This window comes from Dulcicalothrix desertica PCC 7102, assembly GCF_003991905.1.
Lineage (GTDB): Bacteria > Cyanobacteriota > Cyanobacteriia > Cyanobacteriales > Nostocaceae > Dulcicalothrix > Dulcicalothrix desertica.
Map to the genome: position 1 here is coordinate 46,329 of NZ_RSCL01000019.1, position 15,573 is coordinate 61,901.

Here is a 15,573-nt window from a genome sequence, read left to right on the forward strand (position 1 = left end):
TGCAGTACCGTCCCATTCAGCAGTAGCGACAGTCTTACCATCTGGGCTAAATACTACGTTTTTGACCCCTTTTTGATGTTTGAGAGTGGCAATTTCTAAACCTTTTAAGTTCCATAACTTCACAGTGTTGTTTTCTGAAATAGTAGCGACAGTCTGACCATCTGGGCTAAATACAACCGAACTTCCTTCTAGCTGATTTTTTTCTCGGATATTATCTAGAGTTGTCTGCAAGGCTAATACGGGACTAATAGTAGGGTAATCTTTAAAATAATGACCATCCTTAACTAATTTTCTTAATCGTCTCGCTGGTCGCATTGCCTCAATTAAATTTTCCAAGACTAAAGAAGATGTTGGTAAGCGCAACAATTGCGCTGATGATTGTTCCAATGTTGTGACTATTGTAGCTTCTTGGCGCCGTAGCTCGGCAGTACCTGCAAAAGTACCTGCAATTATTGCCGCTACTAGAGATACACCCAAAATTATACTCCCCAAACGGATTCGACGTTTTGCTTTCTTGGAAGCTATAGTTAACGTATCATTCGCTTGTGCTAATATCCTGCTTTCTTCTTTTTGAACCGCTAAAGCTGCTTCAAGTTCTCTTTTCTCTAATTCCTGAGAAGCAGCTAAATATTTAGCATCTTCATTACTTAAGTTCTTTTCATTAGCCCAACGTAAAGCATCTTGCAAAGCTTGTCCTCGCAATAACCGTGACTCATCCTGATAGTTACTAGCAATCCATGCTTGAAAATTTTCTGAATAAGGGCGTAGTTTATCTAATTCTTTCTCAACCCATTTCAAATCAAAAACAGATTTATATATTTTGTTATAAACTTTTACTTTATCCTGCTGTTTAAATACCAAACCCGTTAACCGAAATCTCATTTGTTCTATACTCCCATCAGCAGATATATGTCCCAAAAGCAGTATTTGCTGATACCATCCTAAAAAACGCCCTGCTATCTGCTCTCCTAACAGCAACCTATCACGTATTGTCTTTAAATGCTCCGGCTCATCTTGACTTTCCCAATTTTCAATAATTTTACTTCTAATAATGGACTCTACCCAGCCAAAAATTTTATTTTCCTCTTTTCCCCTCTCCGCTTGCCGAAGCGGCCACTGCGTGAACGGGGAGGGGTTAGGGGTGGGGTTCTGTATTAATAACTGACAAACTTTCTGCGTTAAAAAAGGTTGTCCACCCGTCCAAGCTAAAACGTCTTGCATTAAAGCCAAAGGATTCTCTACATAACCTGAAAATCCTTTTGCTAATGGCTCAATTTCGCTTTCTTTAAACCCGTCTAGTCCAATGGCTTTACCAATATTAAATGGTGTTCGCCTTTTATCGCCAATTAAGTCACCTGGGGTGGCTACTCCTACTAGAGCAAAAGTTAACCGATCATATTCTGGGTTTAAGGTACGCTTTTGATAACAACTTCTAATTAAAGCAAAAAAATCATCCGTAGAAAAGCTTAAACTCAAAATACTATCTATTTCATCTATAAATATAATAATCTTACTTTGGATAGATGTTAATAATACTGTTTCTATAAACTCTTCCAAACGCTCCACAGGAGTAATGGCGCCTCTTTCTTGCCACCAATTACGGAGATACTCTGACGGATTACCTATGTTAAAATTTACTACAAGCTTATAAAGTATTCCTGCGTACCATTGCTCTAACTTGACATCTCGACTACCTCGCACAGAAAAATCAAGCGATGTACAAGCATACCCATCTGCTTGGAGTTTTTTCATCGTCCGAACTATCAAACTGGTTTTACCCATTTGCCGAGAGTTAAAAATATAACAATATACTCCCGCTTTTAAATTGTCGTAAAGGTCAGAATCTGCTTGCCTAACAACGTAACTAGGAGCGTTTTCTTTTAAACTCCCTCCTACTTCGTACTCGTAATTGTTTGTCATGTTTGATTCACCGTGTATATAAATTACGTAAGTAGGTGCATGAAAGCAGTTTAATTTTTCGTTACCTTGATTAATTGTAATAGCTTTCACGCACCCTACGTTTATATCAAAACATAACCTCATTTGAGTTCAGCAATGAGAAATTTGAGTTATCTTCGACTTTTGACTAACTTTGGCGCCCTCAGTCATCCTACGGCAATATAAATAAAAAATATACAATACTGCTGGCGATTTGCGGGTGGCGCCCATCATGATGCTTTGGGTCTAGTAAAAATACAAAGTGAAGAAGTTTTACTAAGTTGTGAATTATATCGCCAATATTTCTCGAACTAAATCGAGCGAAAGTCGTAAGCAAATAAAATTTAACTAAAATAACTCATAGGCTTTCTCATATACCAAGAGTGTTTAATGGAATCATCGAATTCAACAAACCTATGAGGTATTTTCAATGAAATCAATTTCAAAAATCGGTGTTGTAGGCATTTTAATATCGTTATTACCATCATTAACGCCAATTGAAGCAAGTGCGACAGTTATTCCATCGTCCGTAGGAGTGCAAGCAGGAACTATTGATGAACGATTGACAACGCTCACAGAGGCAGTGAGGACTAGAGAAGGTCAAGTTAACCCAAAATCTCAAGCAATCTCTTCTACAGAGTCTACAAAAATGGCTTGGGGGAATTTATGGCGTAATTGGCCAAATGGTTGGCAAAATTGGAAAAATGGTCGAAATGGTTGGCGTAATTGGTCAAATGGTTGGGTTAATCAATGGCGTAATATGGGTTGACACTATGCCAGCGAGCTTGTAACCTGCCACAGCTTATAAACTGCTGTAATAAATACAGGACTTACACATCAAATGCTAAAAATCTGGTTTCTTTGTGTAAGTCCTGAGATGGTTATCCCTCTTATATCACTTTGGAAAAAGACAAACAAGAGCCAAATCTTCAATTGATTTTGAAAGTAATAAAAACGCCCGAGAAATGCGATTGTATTTCTACTGAATGTAAAGAAAGTTTCTGTTTTTTAAAAGAGGGATAGATTTAAATTGCATCCCTATAGGCAAACTAAAAATAGCAGTTATACAAAACTATGTTGGAAATTGTAATTATGAATACTCATCCAGAATCGATTTTTCAAAACACCGTCCAACCAAATTGGGAAAATTATGGTTCCCTCGGTTTAGTCGTTATTCAAGCAACCACTTTTTGCAATCTAAACTGTGGTTACTGTTATTTGCCTGACCGTGAGTCCAAAAAACAATTTAACCTGAATTTAATTGAGCCGCTCTTTAAAAAAATATTATCTAGCCGTTTCCTAGGAGAGGAACTTACTGTATGTTGGCACGCAGGAGAACCGTTAACAGTGCCAATTTCATTTTATGATACGGCTATTAATAAAATTAATGAAGTAGTTGATGAATGTAATGATAAAAAATGTCTGATAACTCAGACAATTCAGACCAATGGCACGTTAATTAACCAAAGTTGGTGTGATTTATTCCTTAAGCATAAAATTGATATTGGTGTAAGCTTAGATGGACCCTCTTTTTTACATGATGCCTATCGCAAAACCAGAACAGGTTTAGGTACTCACGCTAGTACTATGAGGGGAATAAGTTACTTACAAAAAAATGGTATTGATGTTCATGTTATTGCAGTTCTTACTCAAGAATCATTAGACTACCCTAACGAAATATTTCAGTTTTTCTGGGATAATGGCATTACTGAAGTTGGTTTCAATATAGAAGAAATTGAAGGTTTAAATAAATCTTCGTCATTAAAAAGCTCAGAAACCGAAACACGCTTTCGTAACTTTATTAACCGATTCTGGGAGTTAGTGGTCGAAACAAATGGTGAATTCAAACTACGAGAGTTTGAACAGCTTTGTGGCTTCATTTATACAGGAGAGAGAATTAATAAGAGAGATTTAAACACACCATTTGCAATCCTTAATATTGATAGTCAAGGGAATTTTTCTACCTTTGATCCCGAATTACTGGGAGTAAAAACAGAGATTTATGGTGATTTTATCCTCGGTAATATAATGCAGGATACTCTCGAGTCAGTTTGCTTTACAGAAAAATTTCAACGCATGTATACTGATGTCACTGCAGGAGTTGAATTATGCCGCAGCAGTTGCCAATATTTTGGGATATGCGGTGGAGGTGCAACTAGCAATAAGTACTGGGAAAATGGTACTATGCGTTCATCTGAAACAATGGCATGTAAATATTATCAAAAAATCATCACAGATGTGATTTTGGAAAAGCTTGAAGTTCATGGTTAGCACCATAAAATAATCGAATTTACCCCACCACCTTAATCCTCCCCTTTTCAAGGGGAGGAAACCAACAATTTTATCTGGTACAGAAGGACTTTTTGACAATGTGTAATGTTCGTATGGTAGCACACTTATCCGGTTCAAAGCCGGAGCAGTTAATTTGGTAGAGGCGTAGCGGTTAAAATTGGCGCTTAAATTTTCATGGTAATTATCATGCTTGATTATCAACAAACAGCGCGCTCCGGGCGCCTGTAAAAAATGGCAAAAATCCAGAGCTTTCTTTTGTCGATTTTATAAATACCATCCTACCACTCCCCAAACTTGGAGAAAAATGCATTGGTGCCCTTCAACCAATGCTAAAATATAATCATCTTACTTTGGATAGATGTTAATAACACTGTTTCGATAAAATCCTCCAAACGCTCCACAGGAGTAATGGCGCCTCTTTGTTGCCACCAATTATGGAGATATTCTGACGGGTTCCCAATGTTAAAATTCATTACAAGCTTATAAAGTATTCCTGCGTACCATTGACTACCTCGCACAGAAAAATCAAGCGATGTACAAGCATACCCAAGAGCTTGGAGTTTTTTCATCGTCCGAACTATTAAACTAGTTTTACCCATTTGGCGAGAGTTAAAAATATAACAAAATACTCCCGCTTTTAAATTTTCGTAAAGGTCAGTGTCTGCTTGCCTAATAACGTAAATAGGGGCATTTTCTTCTAAACTTCCTCCTACTTCGTACTCATAATTATTTGTCATATTTAATTCACCGTATATAAAAAATAAAGTTATTTACTTAAACCAAAAAACTTACTTGTAGGTTGGGGAGCCACTGCGTTGGACGGGTTACCCGGCATAAAGCAAGTGGCGTTGAAGGAACGCACCCGGAGCTTATATCAAAACATAACTTAAGTTAAGTTCAGTAATGAGAATTTTGAGTTATCTTGGACTTAGGGCTAGCTTTACCAATAATATAGTTATCTTGTAAAATCATTTTTGTAGTGCAAAACAAACTACTATGGCACGCTCGGTTATCTTGCAGAGAGATCAACACGAAAGAATTCTACAACGTATACATGGCGAATTTTACAGCCAGCAGGATTTTGCAGAATCTTTGGAACTTTCTGCATCGACGATTAGTAATTTTGTTAATTGTAGACCAGTAGACCGAAGGATATTTATTCAAATTTGTGAGAAATTAGGTCTAGATTGGCGAGACTATGCTAGTTTTCCTAACCAATCAAGTCATCTAAATGGTCATGAATTTCCTAAACCGGTTCCATCAAAAACTGATACAACAACAACTCCATTGAATACCCTTGAATATCCAGCGGGACAAATGGAAGTAACTTCTCCCTATTATATAGAACGTCCGCCAATTGAGAAGCGATGTTACGAGGAAATTACTAGACCTGGTTCTTTGATTAGGATTAAGGCGCCTAGACAAATGGGCAAATCTTCTCTACTATCAAGAATACTCCATTCAGCAGAGCAACAAGGTTCGGAAACTATATACTTAAGTCTACAGGCAGCCGCAACAAATTGTTTTAGCGATATTAATACGTTTCTGAAATGGTTTTGTGTCAGTGTCACCAGAGCATTAAATTTAACTCCTCAACTGGACGAATACTGGAGTTTAGCTGATATCATGGGTGGAAACCTGTGCTGTCAAGATTATTTTGAACGGTATTTGCTCCCAAAAATTGATAAACCAGTTACTTTAGGTTTGGATGAAGTTGATAAAGTATTTGAATACCCAGAAATTTCTGGAGACTTTTTTGGTTTACTGCGTGTACTCCACGAAGAAGGTAAACAACGCACGATTTGGAAGCAACTACGGTTAGTAATAGTCCATTCTACAGAAGTTTATATACCAATAAATTTAAACCAATCGCCTTTTAACGTTGGTTTACCTATAGAATTACCAGAATTTACACAAGAACAAGTGCAACATTTAGCACATCTTTACAAACTTAACTGGAGCGATACAGAAACTCAGCAACTCATGTTTATGGTAGGAGGACATCCGTTTTTAGTACGGTTAGCATTATATCATGTTGCCTGTGAGGATATAACGTTGACTCAACTTTTACAAGAGGCGCCGACTACAACAGGAATATATAGTACTTATTTACGGCGAATTGAGTCAATATTGGAACAGCATCCTGAACTAGAAGAGGGAATGCAACAGGTAATTACAAATACGCAGCAGACGCAATTAAATAAAAAGACTTGCTCGAAATTAAATGCTCTGGGGTTAATAAAAGTACAAGACAAGGAAGTTTTGCCAAGTTGTGAATTATATCGGCAATATTTCTCAAAGTAATATTATAGCGGTTCGCGCGTCACATGAGGTACAGATTAAAATAATACATTTCTTGTGGAGCTGGCATCCCTGCCTGCCTTTGTGTACCACCCAACCTACAAGGATGGGCGCCTCGTTATATTGTGGTTGGGAGCAGAAACTAAAAGTGTTCTCGAATTATTAGCGCTGAAGTCGTAGAAAATAAAATCTAACTCAAATATCTCTGAGTCTATCTCCTATTCCAAGGGTGTTCAATGAAATCATCAAATTCAGGGAACACCAATATGCAACGCCACACAAACAAAAGCAACAAAAAATTATTCGTTCTCTTTGCTTCTTCTTTACTGGCAGTAAATCTTCTCACAGCTTGCAGTTCTAAAAAAACAAGTGCGATTAATAATCGCGATGATGGAGTTGCAATTGCAGAAACACTCTCTAAGCCAACCAACCAAAGTAATAACCCTGCTCGACCAAGCAGTACAGTAGCTAGCCAAAAATCAGTATCTGTAGGTGATTTAGCCAAACCTGCTGTAGTTCAACTTGCTAGTGCTTGCGCTGCCCAAATTCCTTTTAGTTACAAGGGTTCTACTAAAATTTACGAAGTTTCTGCTGGTGGAACGGGTTCTGGTTTCTTCGTCAGTTCCGATGGTTACATCGTTACAAATGCTCATGTCATTCAAGCAAGTATAAACCCTCAAAAATGTCAACAAGCATTGTATGAACAATATATTCAGGAAGTTGCTCAAGATGTTGGCGTAAACCCTGACGAACTTTCAAGCAATCCTCAAGCTGTACAAGAAATTAGAAATAACTTTCAAAATGCGGATATTAGACCAATTAATAATGTACTATTACCTAACGGTAACTATTTGCCTTTTGACATTCAAACATCTGGCGCCCCCGTTGGTCAAGGTAAGGATGTAGCAGTAGTCAAAGTACAAATCAAAAATGCTCCTGTCTTAAAACTAGCTGATTCCGAGCAAGTAAAAACCCAAGATAAAATTATTGCAATTGGATATCCATCTCTTCAACTTGGCGCCTTAAACTCTAAATCTGAAACAGAAGCGACAATTAGTAGTGGCGAAATTTCTTCCACAGAAAAACAGTTATCTGATGGTTCACCAGTATTACAATTTAATGCTGCTGTTACACATGGTAACTCAGGAGGTCCAGTTCTTAATGAAAAAGGCGAAGTAGTGGGTATTACAACCTTTGGTTCAAAAAATATCTCTGGCATTGGCTTTGCAGTCACCAGCAATACAATTATGGAATTTGTGCGACAACTTGCTATAAGTAATGAACAAGGAGCAGTTGACAAATTGTACAACGAGGGATTGCAGCTTTACAATCAAGGTCAATATGCTCAAGCAATTGAAAAATTAGAAACTGTCAAGAGATTATTCCCCCAGCATTCAGAAGTAGATAAGCTCATTCAAGAATCTCAAGAAAAAATTGTTGCAGCTAAGTAAGAAGGCAAGTACAAATGATTGCTTTTATAACATCATCAACTTGGAGAAACATAAGGCAAAACTTTTATCAAAGTAGGACTAATAATAACGCTTATGTTTCTCTTATTCATAAAAGTTCAAAAACATTTATTAAATTATGAATATAACTCAATTATCTAACAACAGCCTTGCCGAATTACTTCTTACTACTAATAACACCAGAAGCAGTCAATACTTAAACTATCAACCTATACACATCATAGATGGCGCCGCTTTATATAAAACAACTGTAAATGGATATAATGCTTATCTACAAATCCTTAACCTACGGAAGTTGCAAATCGACCAATTAATAGGTAATGTAAATAATTTAGGTTTAGGTGAAGGTAAATATTATCAAGGTGAAGGTGTTGGTGATAGTCCTTTTTTTGAAATGAAATTGTTTTCGCAAGTAAATCATCAATATCAACAGCTTTATAAAAAACAACTGTTCTCGATGATTAACTGTGCTTTCTTTGAACAATACAAACTAAGTACTCAGTTATCGTTTCCTATCAAACTTGATGGTCAAATTATCACCGCAGGTAGTAGTCCTTATGGGCCAATTAGTAATCCAAAACATAAATTTTACCGTCAAGTCCAACTAAAAGCCTTAGTTTGGAATGACCAAGAAGCTTATATTACAGATTATAACTCAACCAGTGGGGCGCCTTTAAACGGAGCTAACGTAAAAAATGCCATCGTCAGCTATCAATATAGCGACCATCCAGCAAAAGTATTAGCCAATAATCAAATAAATAGGTATCACGTCATCAGTACGCTGAGTGAAAACGGGGTAAACAGTAACATGTTATTAATTTTGACTGTAAAAAAAGCTACGCTAAATCAAGCTGCTGCATTATTACGTGACTTAGGCGCCAGAAGCGATATTATAACGATTGATGGTGGTAGCTCAACTTACTTATTCAATTCAAAGGTTGGTAACATTATGCGTCCGGGTTCATCTTACTTAAACTGTGGTCTTATCTTTCGCAAGCTTCCTCATTATCTCGCATTCCGTACAAAAGATTAATTTATAAGACTTTTAGCCCCCCTTATATATTATTAGTATTAGCCAAAAGTCGAAGCTAACTCAAATTTCTCATCGTCGAACTCAAATCAGGTCATGCTTAGATATAAGTATATGATGCGTGAAAGCAGTTTAATTTTTTGTTACCTTAATTGATTGTAATGGCTTTCACACACCCTACGTAATTTATATATATAGTGAATTAATTATGACAGAAAATTATGAGTATAAAGTCGGAGGCAGTCTAGGGGAAAATGCTCCTAGTTATGTTGTTAGACAAGCAGATTTTGACCTTTACCACAGTTTAAATGCGGGAGAATTCTGTTATATTTTTAACTCTCGCCAAATGGGTAAAACCAGTTTAATAGTTCGGACAATGAATAAACTCAAAGCAGAGGGGTTTGCTTGTACTTCCCTTGATTTTTCCGTCCGAGGTAATCGAGATATAACATCAGAACAGTGGTATGCTGGTATTATTTACAAGCTTACAGTTAATTTTCAGTTAAAAGATGCGATAGCCGCTTATAACTCTGCACAAAAACTCGACCCGCAAGTGCAAATTGATGCTGACACTTGGAATACGCTTTGTTATCAAGGTAGCCTAAATGAATCAGCTAAAGAAGTAATGTTTGCCTGTGAAAAAGCCGTTAAACTTGCCCCGAATAATCGTAATATTCGCTTTATTCGCGGGTTAGCAAGGGCGCTAACGGGGGATTACAAAGGTGCCATATCCGACTTTGAGGTATACATTGCTCAAGCTGATGATAAACAAAGTAAAGCACAATTGCAAGGGTGGGTAAAAGCACTGCGCGCGGGTCAGAATCCTTTTACCAAGGAAGTGTTAAAGGAGTGGCAATCACAGTAGTTGTGCAAAATTAAATTAACCATCTTGTGGAATGGGCATCCTTGCCCGTTCTATACTAACAGGTTGTTTAAAAAGTCTAAAAATATACATGAAACCCCTCTCCAAACCTCTCCCCGTTCACGTGTTGTACCGCTTCGGCAAGCGCTTGGAGGCTTTAAAAGCCTTATAGTATCGTTCCACTTCCCTCATAGGATACAGAAGAGCGAATCAGGGGTGGCGCCCATCACATCCATAATTTGTCTGGGCAATGAATGCGTCATTTCAGACCTACGTACTGACCGGGTTAATACGGTCTCTACCCGTCAATTTGTGTGAAACGAGGGGTCAGACCTACCATTCGCTCTTCTATATCGTCGTAGAGAAGGGGTTGGGAAGATTTTAATAGATATAGTGATGGCAACCTACCAAAACTTATGGCAAATTTATATATTTCTCGAAGGAACTCGAAGTAATTCGTAGGGAAGTAAAATATAACTCAAATATCTTCGGGTCTATCTCCTATAGCAAGGGTGTTTGATGAAACTATCGAGTTCAGAGCGCAAACACCAATATGTTTAACAATATAAACAAAACCAGAAAATTCTTCGCACTTCTTATTCCTGTAATAGCATTAAATCCTTTAGCAGCTTGCAGTGACAATAAAATAGGTGAGAGTATTTCCCCTAATAATGGAGCTATTGTAACAGAAACAAACTTAGCTAATTATACCAAACCTAAAGTTAATAAAGTAATCAAACCTGCTGTAAATCGAGAAATTATTGACTGTGAAAAACCAACTTCAAATACTCATCCTTCTCCATCCATCGATGATGGTATATATGCAAAAAAACCTTTTGAGCATATAGACGATGGTATATACCTACCCAATACAGGGGAACATATAAAAGACGATGGTATATACACTATAATCCCTCATAATCCCTCTTCGTGTACTAACAAAAAATCGGCATAGCATAAACGCGGGATGAATTAACGTTTAGGCAGGTATTTCTCTATACTTAAGGTGATTTAGTAATAATTTAACTGAGTTGTTAAGCATATCTACTGAGAAAATGATAACACAATGTTTTTAGATGCAAACGCGCTCATATAATGACGTAAACGTGTATTTTCCCCTTCTATTCCGGTCATATACGTTTTGCTTATTATGTTAAAATTATTACTAAAATCTAGAGATAAATTACTTTTAAACTCTTGCCATGCTCGTTTTAATAACCAAGAGACTAAAATAGTTGTTACTAGCATTAAAGCTATCCTTAATCCCATCTGACTATTTATTTGTAAAATCCCGAACGCCAATTTTTACCGTTCGGAGAATGAAAACAAGATGCTGTCTAGAATGAAGTCAATTTATATACCAGTCATAAAAGTAAAAATTCGATTTTTTCTCAATATAAACACTTAAAAAATAATTAAAAAGTAGCTAAGTTTACAATGTAACATCAGTAATAGCTTTGATGGTGCCGACACCCCTATGCAAGAGTTAAGCCATATATGGAGGCAAGCTGGCGTATTTATTTCAGCTTACCTCACTACACAAATTTTAATCTGTGTAGTGAAGGAATACTAGAAATTCGGTACAATAATCTCTCGACTCTGCCCTGCATAGTGTCGATAGATAATTTCTGGTGAATTACCTACCAGCTTCGCTACGTCCTTAACATCCATCCCATTTCTAAGCGCCAGTGTGATAAAAGTGTGCCTGGTTTGGTAAAGTTTCTTGTACTCAATACCATCTAGCTCTTCAATAACTGCTGTCCAGCCTCTTGTGTTGAGGTTGCGTGTATCTATCCAAGTTCCTTCACGTGAAGGAAATACTTTTGTATCACTACAGGCGCCACTTGGTTTAATCGATTTCAATAATGCAGCTAAACGCTCATTAATAGGGAAAGTTCGTTTCTTCTGAGTTTTCAAACCTTTCTTACAAACTAGTCCAGACTCAGAAACTACCACTGCTTGCTCAAACCGAATGGTACGAAAGTCATTACTTATATGCTTCCATTGCAAAGCAACAGCTTCGGATGGTCTGCAACCTGTAATAAACAGAAATTCAATAAAGGGAGCATAGTATTTGTAACGCGCGCTATTTTGGAATCCTGCAATAATGCGGTCACGCTCTTCAATGCTAAAGGGGTTGATATCGTTATCTTCCCTACTACCCTTTGGTAACTTTATATCGCTAGCCATATTTTCAAAGGGATTTTCCTTGATTAACTCAGATTTAACAGCCCAATCACAGCAAGCAGATAATTGTGTCAGCATTCGTTTCGATGCATCCGGGCTCCTGTTCGCGTTTAGCCAATTGCGGATTACCACTGCTTTATCTAATGTATTAACCGGAAGATGCACATTAATACAGCGTGCGACTTTTTTATAATCTTTAGCCAAAGTACTTGGGGATAAACCTGGGCGCCTAAATTCGGTGTAACTTTCCCATAAATCAACCAGCGACGGCGCCACTTCTTCTACAACTGGTGTAATTGGTGGTGTAACCTTAGCCAGTAAAGCTTCTGGCTTATATTTCGCTAAAGTTGGGTCAAAATTACCAGATAAAATATCTAGCTCAATTAGTTGAGCCTTTGCCATCGCCACTTTGCGGTTGGCAACAGAATCTATAAATCCAGTAGACAGATAGTACCGTTTGCCGCAGACGCGAAACACAAGTTGCAACCGTTCATTCGAGCTTTTAACCTGGACGGTTCCTTTGGGCGATTTAGATTCTTTAGTTTGAGAAGTCATTACGAAACTCCTATAAATCGGGTTAATCAGGGCGCCACTGATTACCCCCAATTTACCCCCAAAATTAGTCTAACTACGTCCAAAAACGGCCAACGTGGGATAAAATTACACCAAACTTACACCATTGGGAATGGCTGAAATGGACTTTTTTGGATACTAAAAAACCCCGGAAACTCTTGTTTCACGGGGCTTTCGTCGTTTATGCCAGGAACGAGACTTGAACTCGTGACACGAGGATTTTCAGTGTTCCTGTAACCTCAATTTCTCGGTACTTTCAGGCTCCGCGCAAACCAATTACCCCAATACTACCCCAATTTTATCAATTCTGCAACTACTGCTCCAATTACTCCTCTGCTCACCTTTGATTTTTGAAAATTTGTATTACATGAATATATGCAATATTAGTTACTGGTATTAAAGCCCAGTTTATACCTTTATAGCTTAGAAATATTGATATAAAAGCTTAAATCCTTAAAAACTGAGTTTTAAAACAAGTAATATTAACAACGCAATTATCTAAAATAGACTATTTATACTTAAATAATACAATATGTAGTATTATTCCTCTGCTCACCTTCATTAGTTCTCTGCTCATCATCAAGAAACAAGTAGGTCTTGTTCAAACGAATGCTTATAGCAATCAATCAGATTTAGTACTTTTTATTTCAAATAATTGCGTAAATGTGCTTAGATAGAAGGAAATGCTTATTTTAAGTTATCGTTATTGAGGAAATCGTACTTGGGTCAGAAGAAGATAACTGTTTCTTGGTCGGATTTCCAGATTTTCCTGGACAGCGTTGGCGAACTCATGGTAGTACTTATTCGGAAGCCGTTGCAAATGGGGCTGAAGCTTTAGAGTCTCTAATTATGGCTTATGAAGCAACGGGCGAAGAACTTCCAAAACCGACGTTTAGTAAAGCTGCTTAATTAAATTACAGCCAAAGTACGTGTGAATGTTAACCCAAAAAATAAAAAGGCGCCAATCAATATAAAAATGAAAGGCGCCGTTGTTATCAGGGTGCATCTACCATAAACGTATCCATAGTGGCTGTCGTTGTATCAGGATGAAATACGTGCGCTTGAAAATATATTTCAAACATATTTTTATCGATAATTAATGAAGTAGTGCGCTTTTTGATACTCAAAAGACCTTGTAAGTTGATTCACAGTCGATATTTGATTCGGTTTTCCGGAATAAATAGTAGTGTAAACCGAACTGCTTATGGTGCGCGCGCGTTCAGTTCACTTTGAAGCCATTTAGATATGGCGCCTATAATGCGGTCAACAACTTCAACTTATTCTCTTGCCAAAACGCTAATAGGTGCAGTACCATACTAAATAGTTCCTATAGTTACCACTGCCTTCAAGTGGTTAGGAGGCGATGCATGATTCTATTACTCTCTTTGTCAATCTCCAGAATTTAGATACAAAGGTTTACCGCATATTCGACCTTGATTCGCGAGCGGAAATATTACACTGGTTCGGTAATAAGAATGTATCCAAAGAGGAAAAAGAAGAGTTTATTTAAGCTCTGACATACGAAGAGGATAAATGTGGAAATTTTTATTACTATCGCGCTTATTTGTTTGCTGCTGAAGCTTTGGCGTATTTCCCTGAATGCCATATGGGAGACGAAATTGTCGAGCAAGTACTAAAATGGGGCTATGGTTATTTTCGCTCCAGCAAGCAAGACTGGGCAATATTTCCTCAGCCTTTGGTAGAAGCAGCAAGGCAAGTAATCCCTTTAACAGATAAGCAGCGAGTTATCGGCGCCTATATTGAATTGCTCCATAGTACCGATAGTCGCTCTGTTTTGAGAGTTGCTGCAAAACATTTGGCTTTGTTAAATCCAGGAATCCTACGGCTATCGCAGCTTTGGTCTTACTACTAAAATTCTCTCCAAATCAAGATACACCCTATTACTTAATTCGTGAGTTGGAAGAAGTTGGCTCTGGGAATGAAGCGGTAATAATTAGCTTGATTGAAGAAGTGCAAACGACCCTGAATAAAAATGTCTGTATCTGCGCGATTACGGCTTTAGGGGAAATTGCGAATGGTAATTCAAAAGCTATTGCTGCCTTGGTCGAATTTTTACATCGCAATTCTTGTGATAATATTTGCATATATGCGGCAGAATCTCTCGCTGCAATAGACCCAGATAACATTGCTATCATCAAAACCCTACTGAACATCTTTGACAGCCATCGAACTGTAAATACAATCTGGCAAGCATCTCGTTTGCTCGCGACGATATCTCCAAAATACATTGGTAATAAAGAAGCCGATACGCTATTTTATTAGAGAGAATTGCAGTTGCCTCCGATAGATGTAGTTTGTGGAATATGACTGAGTGTTTAGTCAAAATTGACCCAGATAATCAAGCAGTTCTCCCTATGCTGTTAAATAAACTGCGAACTGCTCAAACTGAGGAACTTCGCTATTTGTTTGCCGTGGGTATTGTAAAAGTTCAGCCAGACAATACGGAAGCTGTAAATACTTTATTAGATATACTCGTCAACTCTGATAGCGAAGGTTTTAAACATGAAGCAGCTTGGGCATTAATACAAAGCGACCCTGAAAATACTCAGGTGCTTGCTTTTCTTGACCCAATGACTGCCGAGTCTCAAATAGCTTGGAGTAGTTTGCGAAAAGCCGAGAGACTAGTACCACCGAGTACTACTTATAGATATGGATCCACAAGCATCACTTACTGCTTTCATGGGACTTGGGGGAGAAAAAATAACGCCAGAGCAAAATATCTACGGCGCCATTACCGAACGGGCGCCTCTACATATATGGGATAATCCGATTAACGGGATGTATATAGTTCCTACCAATAAAGATTTAGCTGCTACTGAGCGAGAAATCATGCAAGATATGACAGTCGATAACCGGATGCGGCTGAAACTTGTGCTTGATGATGTACTTGACTAATTTGA

General features: G+C 37.7%; 15 protein-coding genes and 1 pseudogene. 12 read left to right on the forward strand and 4 right to left on the reverse strand.

The window, feature by feature from the left end; translation table 11 throughout:
* Positions 1–1,920 (reverse strand): WD40 repeat domain-containing protein (locus tag DSM106972_RS52755; RefSeq protein ID WP_201800823.1); only part of this gene is annotated, 1,920 nt, incomplete at its 3' end.
* Positions 1,921–2,368: 448 nt separating this feature from the next.
* On the opposite strand from DSM106972_RS52755, the gene grrA reads away from it, so the two are divergent.
* Positions 2,369–2,707 carry a GrrA/OscA1 family cyclophane-containing rSAM-modified RiPP gene (gene grrA, locus DSM106972_RS33555; RefSeq protein WP_127084770.1) on the forward strand — a complete coding sequence of 113 codons (339 nt, stop codon included), beginning with the start codon at positions 2,369–2,371 and terminating at the stop codon, positions 2,705–2,707.
* 323 nt (positions 2,708–3,030) lie between these two features.
* Positions 3,031–4,209: a cyclophane-forming radical SAM/SPASM peptide maturase GrrM/OscB gene (grrM, locus tag DSM106972_RS33560; RefSeq protein ID WP_127084771.1), complete on the forward strand. Its 1,179-nt coding sequence runs from the start codon at positions 3,031–3,033 to the stop codon at positions 4,207–4,209.
* A gap of 350 nt (positions 4,210–4,559) precedes the next feature.
* On the opposite strand, the gene DSM106972_RS33565 is transcribed toward grrM, so the two are convergent.
* A complete protein-coding gene (locus DSM106972_RS33565; protein ID WP_127084772.1) occupies positions 4,560–4,967 on the reverse strand; it encodes an AAA-like domain-containing protein in 408 nt (135 codons plus the stop codon).
* A gap of 259 nt (positions 4,968–5,226) precedes the next feature.
* Between DSM106972_RS33565 and DSM106972_RS33570 the strand changes: the two genes are divergently transcribed.
* From DSM106972_RS33570 to DSM106972_RS33590, 5 genes are all read left to right on the forward strand, one after another.
* The gene (locus tag DSM106972_RS33570; RefSeq protein WP_127084773.1) at positions 5,227–6,534 is read left to right on the forward strand and encodes an AAA-like domain-containing protein; all 1,308 of its coding nucleotides are present in this window, start codon (positions 5,227–5,229) and stop codon (positions 6,532–6,534) included.
* A gap of 263 nt (positions 6,535–6,797) precedes the next feature.
* Complete coding sequence (locus tag DSM106972_RS33575) at positions 6,798–7,982, forward strand: S1C family serine protease (protein ID WP_158632924.1); 1,185 nt, start codon at positions 6,798–6,800, stop codon at positions 7,980–7,982.
* Between the two features lie 136 nt (positions 7,983–8,118).
* Positions 8,119–9,033, forward strand: coding sequence for a hypothetical protein (locus tag DSM106972_RS33580; RefSeq protein WP_127084775.1), 915 nt, complete (start codon positions 8,119–8,121; stop codon positions 9,031–9,033).
* 205 nt (positions 9,034–9,238) lie between these two features.
* A complete protein-coding gene (locus DSM106972_RS33585; RefSeq protein ID WP_127084776.1) occupies positions 9,239–9,895 on the forward strand; it encodes a tetratricopeptide repeat protein in 657 nt (218 codons plus the stop codon).
* Between the two features lie 550 nt (positions 9,896–10,445).
* Complete coding sequence (locus tag DSM106972_RS33590; protein WP_127084777.1) at positions 10,446–10,847, forward strand: hypothetical protein; 402 nt, start codon at positions 10,446–10,448, stop codon at positions 10,845–10,847.
* A 24-nt stretch (positions 10,848–10,871) separates the two neighbouring features.
* On the opposite strand, the pseudogene DSM106972_RS52760 reads toward DSM106972_RS33590, so the two are convergent.
* Together DSM106972_RS52760 and DSM106972_RS33600 are read right to left on the reverse strand one after the other, a co-directional pair.
* Positions 10,872–11,044: pseudogene (locus DSM106972_RS52760) on the reverse strand (IS1 family transposase); the annotation flags it as partial.
* 417 nt (positions 11,045–11,461) lie between these two features.
* Positions 11,462–12,634: a site-specific integrase gene (locus DSM106972_RS33600; RefSeq protein WP_127084778.1), complete on the reverse strand. Its 1,173-nt coding sequence runs from the start codon at positions 12,632–12,634 to the stop codon at positions 11,462–11,464.
* Between the two features lie 717 nt (positions 12,635–13,351).
* Here DSM106972_RS33600 and DSM106972_RS33605 point away from each other — a divergent pair.
* The 5 genes from DSM106972_RS33605 to DSM106972_RS33620 all read left to right on the forward strand — a co-directional run bounded on the left by DSM106972_RS33605 (position 13,352) and on the right by DSM106972_RS33620 (position 15,568).
* Complete coding sequence (locus tag DSM106972_RS33605) at positions 13,352–13,561, forward strand: type II toxin-antitoxin system HicB family antitoxin (protein WP_127084779.1); 210 nt, start codon at positions 13,352–13,354, stop codon at positions 13,559–13,561.
* Between the two features lie 655 nt (positions 13,562–14,216).
* Positions 14,217–14,525 carry a hypothetical protein gene (locus DSM106972_RS33610; RefSeq protein ID WP_127084780.1) on the forward strand — a complete coding sequence of 103 codons (309 nt, stop codon included), beginning with the start codon at positions 14,217–14,219 and terminating at the stop codon, positions 14,523–14,525.
* Positions 14,510–14,935, forward strand: coding sequence for a HEAT repeat domain-containing protein (locus tag DSM106972_RS33615; protein WP_127084781.1), 426 nt, complete (start codon positions 14,510–14,512; stop codon positions 14,933–14,935). Before DSM106972_RS33610 ends, DSM106972_RS33615 begins: the two co-directional genes overlap by 16 nt.
* A gap of 41 nt (positions 14,936–14,976) precedes the next feature.
* Positions 14,977–15,438: a hypothetical protein gene (locus DSM106972_RS54060; protein ID WP_233787930.1), complete on the forward strand. Its 462-nt coding sequence runs from the start codon at positions 14,977–14,979 to the stop codon at positions 15,436–15,438.
* Positions 15,353–15,568: a ParA family protein gene (locus DSM106972_RS33620; protein WP_233787931.1), complete on the forward strand. Its 216-nt coding sequence runs from the start codon at positions 15,353–15,355 to the stop codon at positions 15,566–15,568. Before DSM106972_RS54060 ends, DSM106972_RS33620 begins: the two co-directional genes overlap by 86 nt.
* Positions 15,569–15,573: the final 5 nt, after the last annotated feature.

What these genes read in the sequence shown, in the direction of transcription:
- grrA (WP_127084770.1), top strand. Translation starts at nt 2,369, where the DNA reads ATGAAATCAATTTCAAAAATCGGTGTTGTAGGCATTTTAATATCGTTA.
- grrM (WP_127084771.1), top strand. Translation starts at nt 3,031, where the DNA reads ATGAATACTCATCCAGAATCGATTTTTCAAAACACCGTCCAACCAAAT.
- DSM106972_RS33565 (WP_127084772.1), bottom strand. Translation starts at nt 4,967, where the DNA reads ATGACAAATAATTATGAGTACGAAGTAGGAGGAAGTTTAGAAGAAAAT.
- DSM106972_RS33570 (WP_127084773.1), top strand. Translation starts at nt 5,227, where the DNA reads ATGGCACGCTCGGTTATCTTGCAGAGAGATCAACACGAAAGAATTCTA.
- DSM106972_RS33575 (WP_158632924.1), top strand. Translation starts at nt 6,798, where the DNA reads ATGCAACGCCACACAAACAAAAGCAACAAAAAATTATTCGTTCTCTTT.
- DSM106972_RS33580 (WP_127084775.1), top strand. Translation starts at nt 8,119, where the DNA reads ATGAATATAACTCAATTATCTAACAACAGCCTTGCCGAATTACTTCTT.
- DSM106972_RS33585 (WP_127084776.1), top strand. Translation starts at nt 9,239, where the DNA reads ATGACAGAAAATTATGAGTATAAAGTCGGAGGCAGTCTAGGGGAAAAT.
- DSM106972_RS33590 (WP_127084777.1), top strand. Translation starts at nt 10,446, where the DNA reads ATGTTTAACAATATAAACAAAACCAGAAAATTCTTCGCACTTCTTATT.
- DSM106972_RS33600 (WP_127084778.1), bottom strand. Translation starts at nt 12,634, where the DNA reads ATGACTTCTCAAACTAAAGAATCTAAATCGCCCAAAGGAACCGTCCAG.
- DSM106972_RS54060 (WP_233787930.1), top strand. Translation starts at nt 14,977, where the DNA reads ATGACTGAGTGTTTAGTCAAAATTGACCCAGATAATCAAGCAGTTCTC.
- DSM106972_RS33620 (WP_233787931.1), top strand. Translation starts at nt 15,353, where the DNA reads ATGGGACTTGGGGGAGAAAAAATAACGCCAGAGCAAAATATCTACGGC.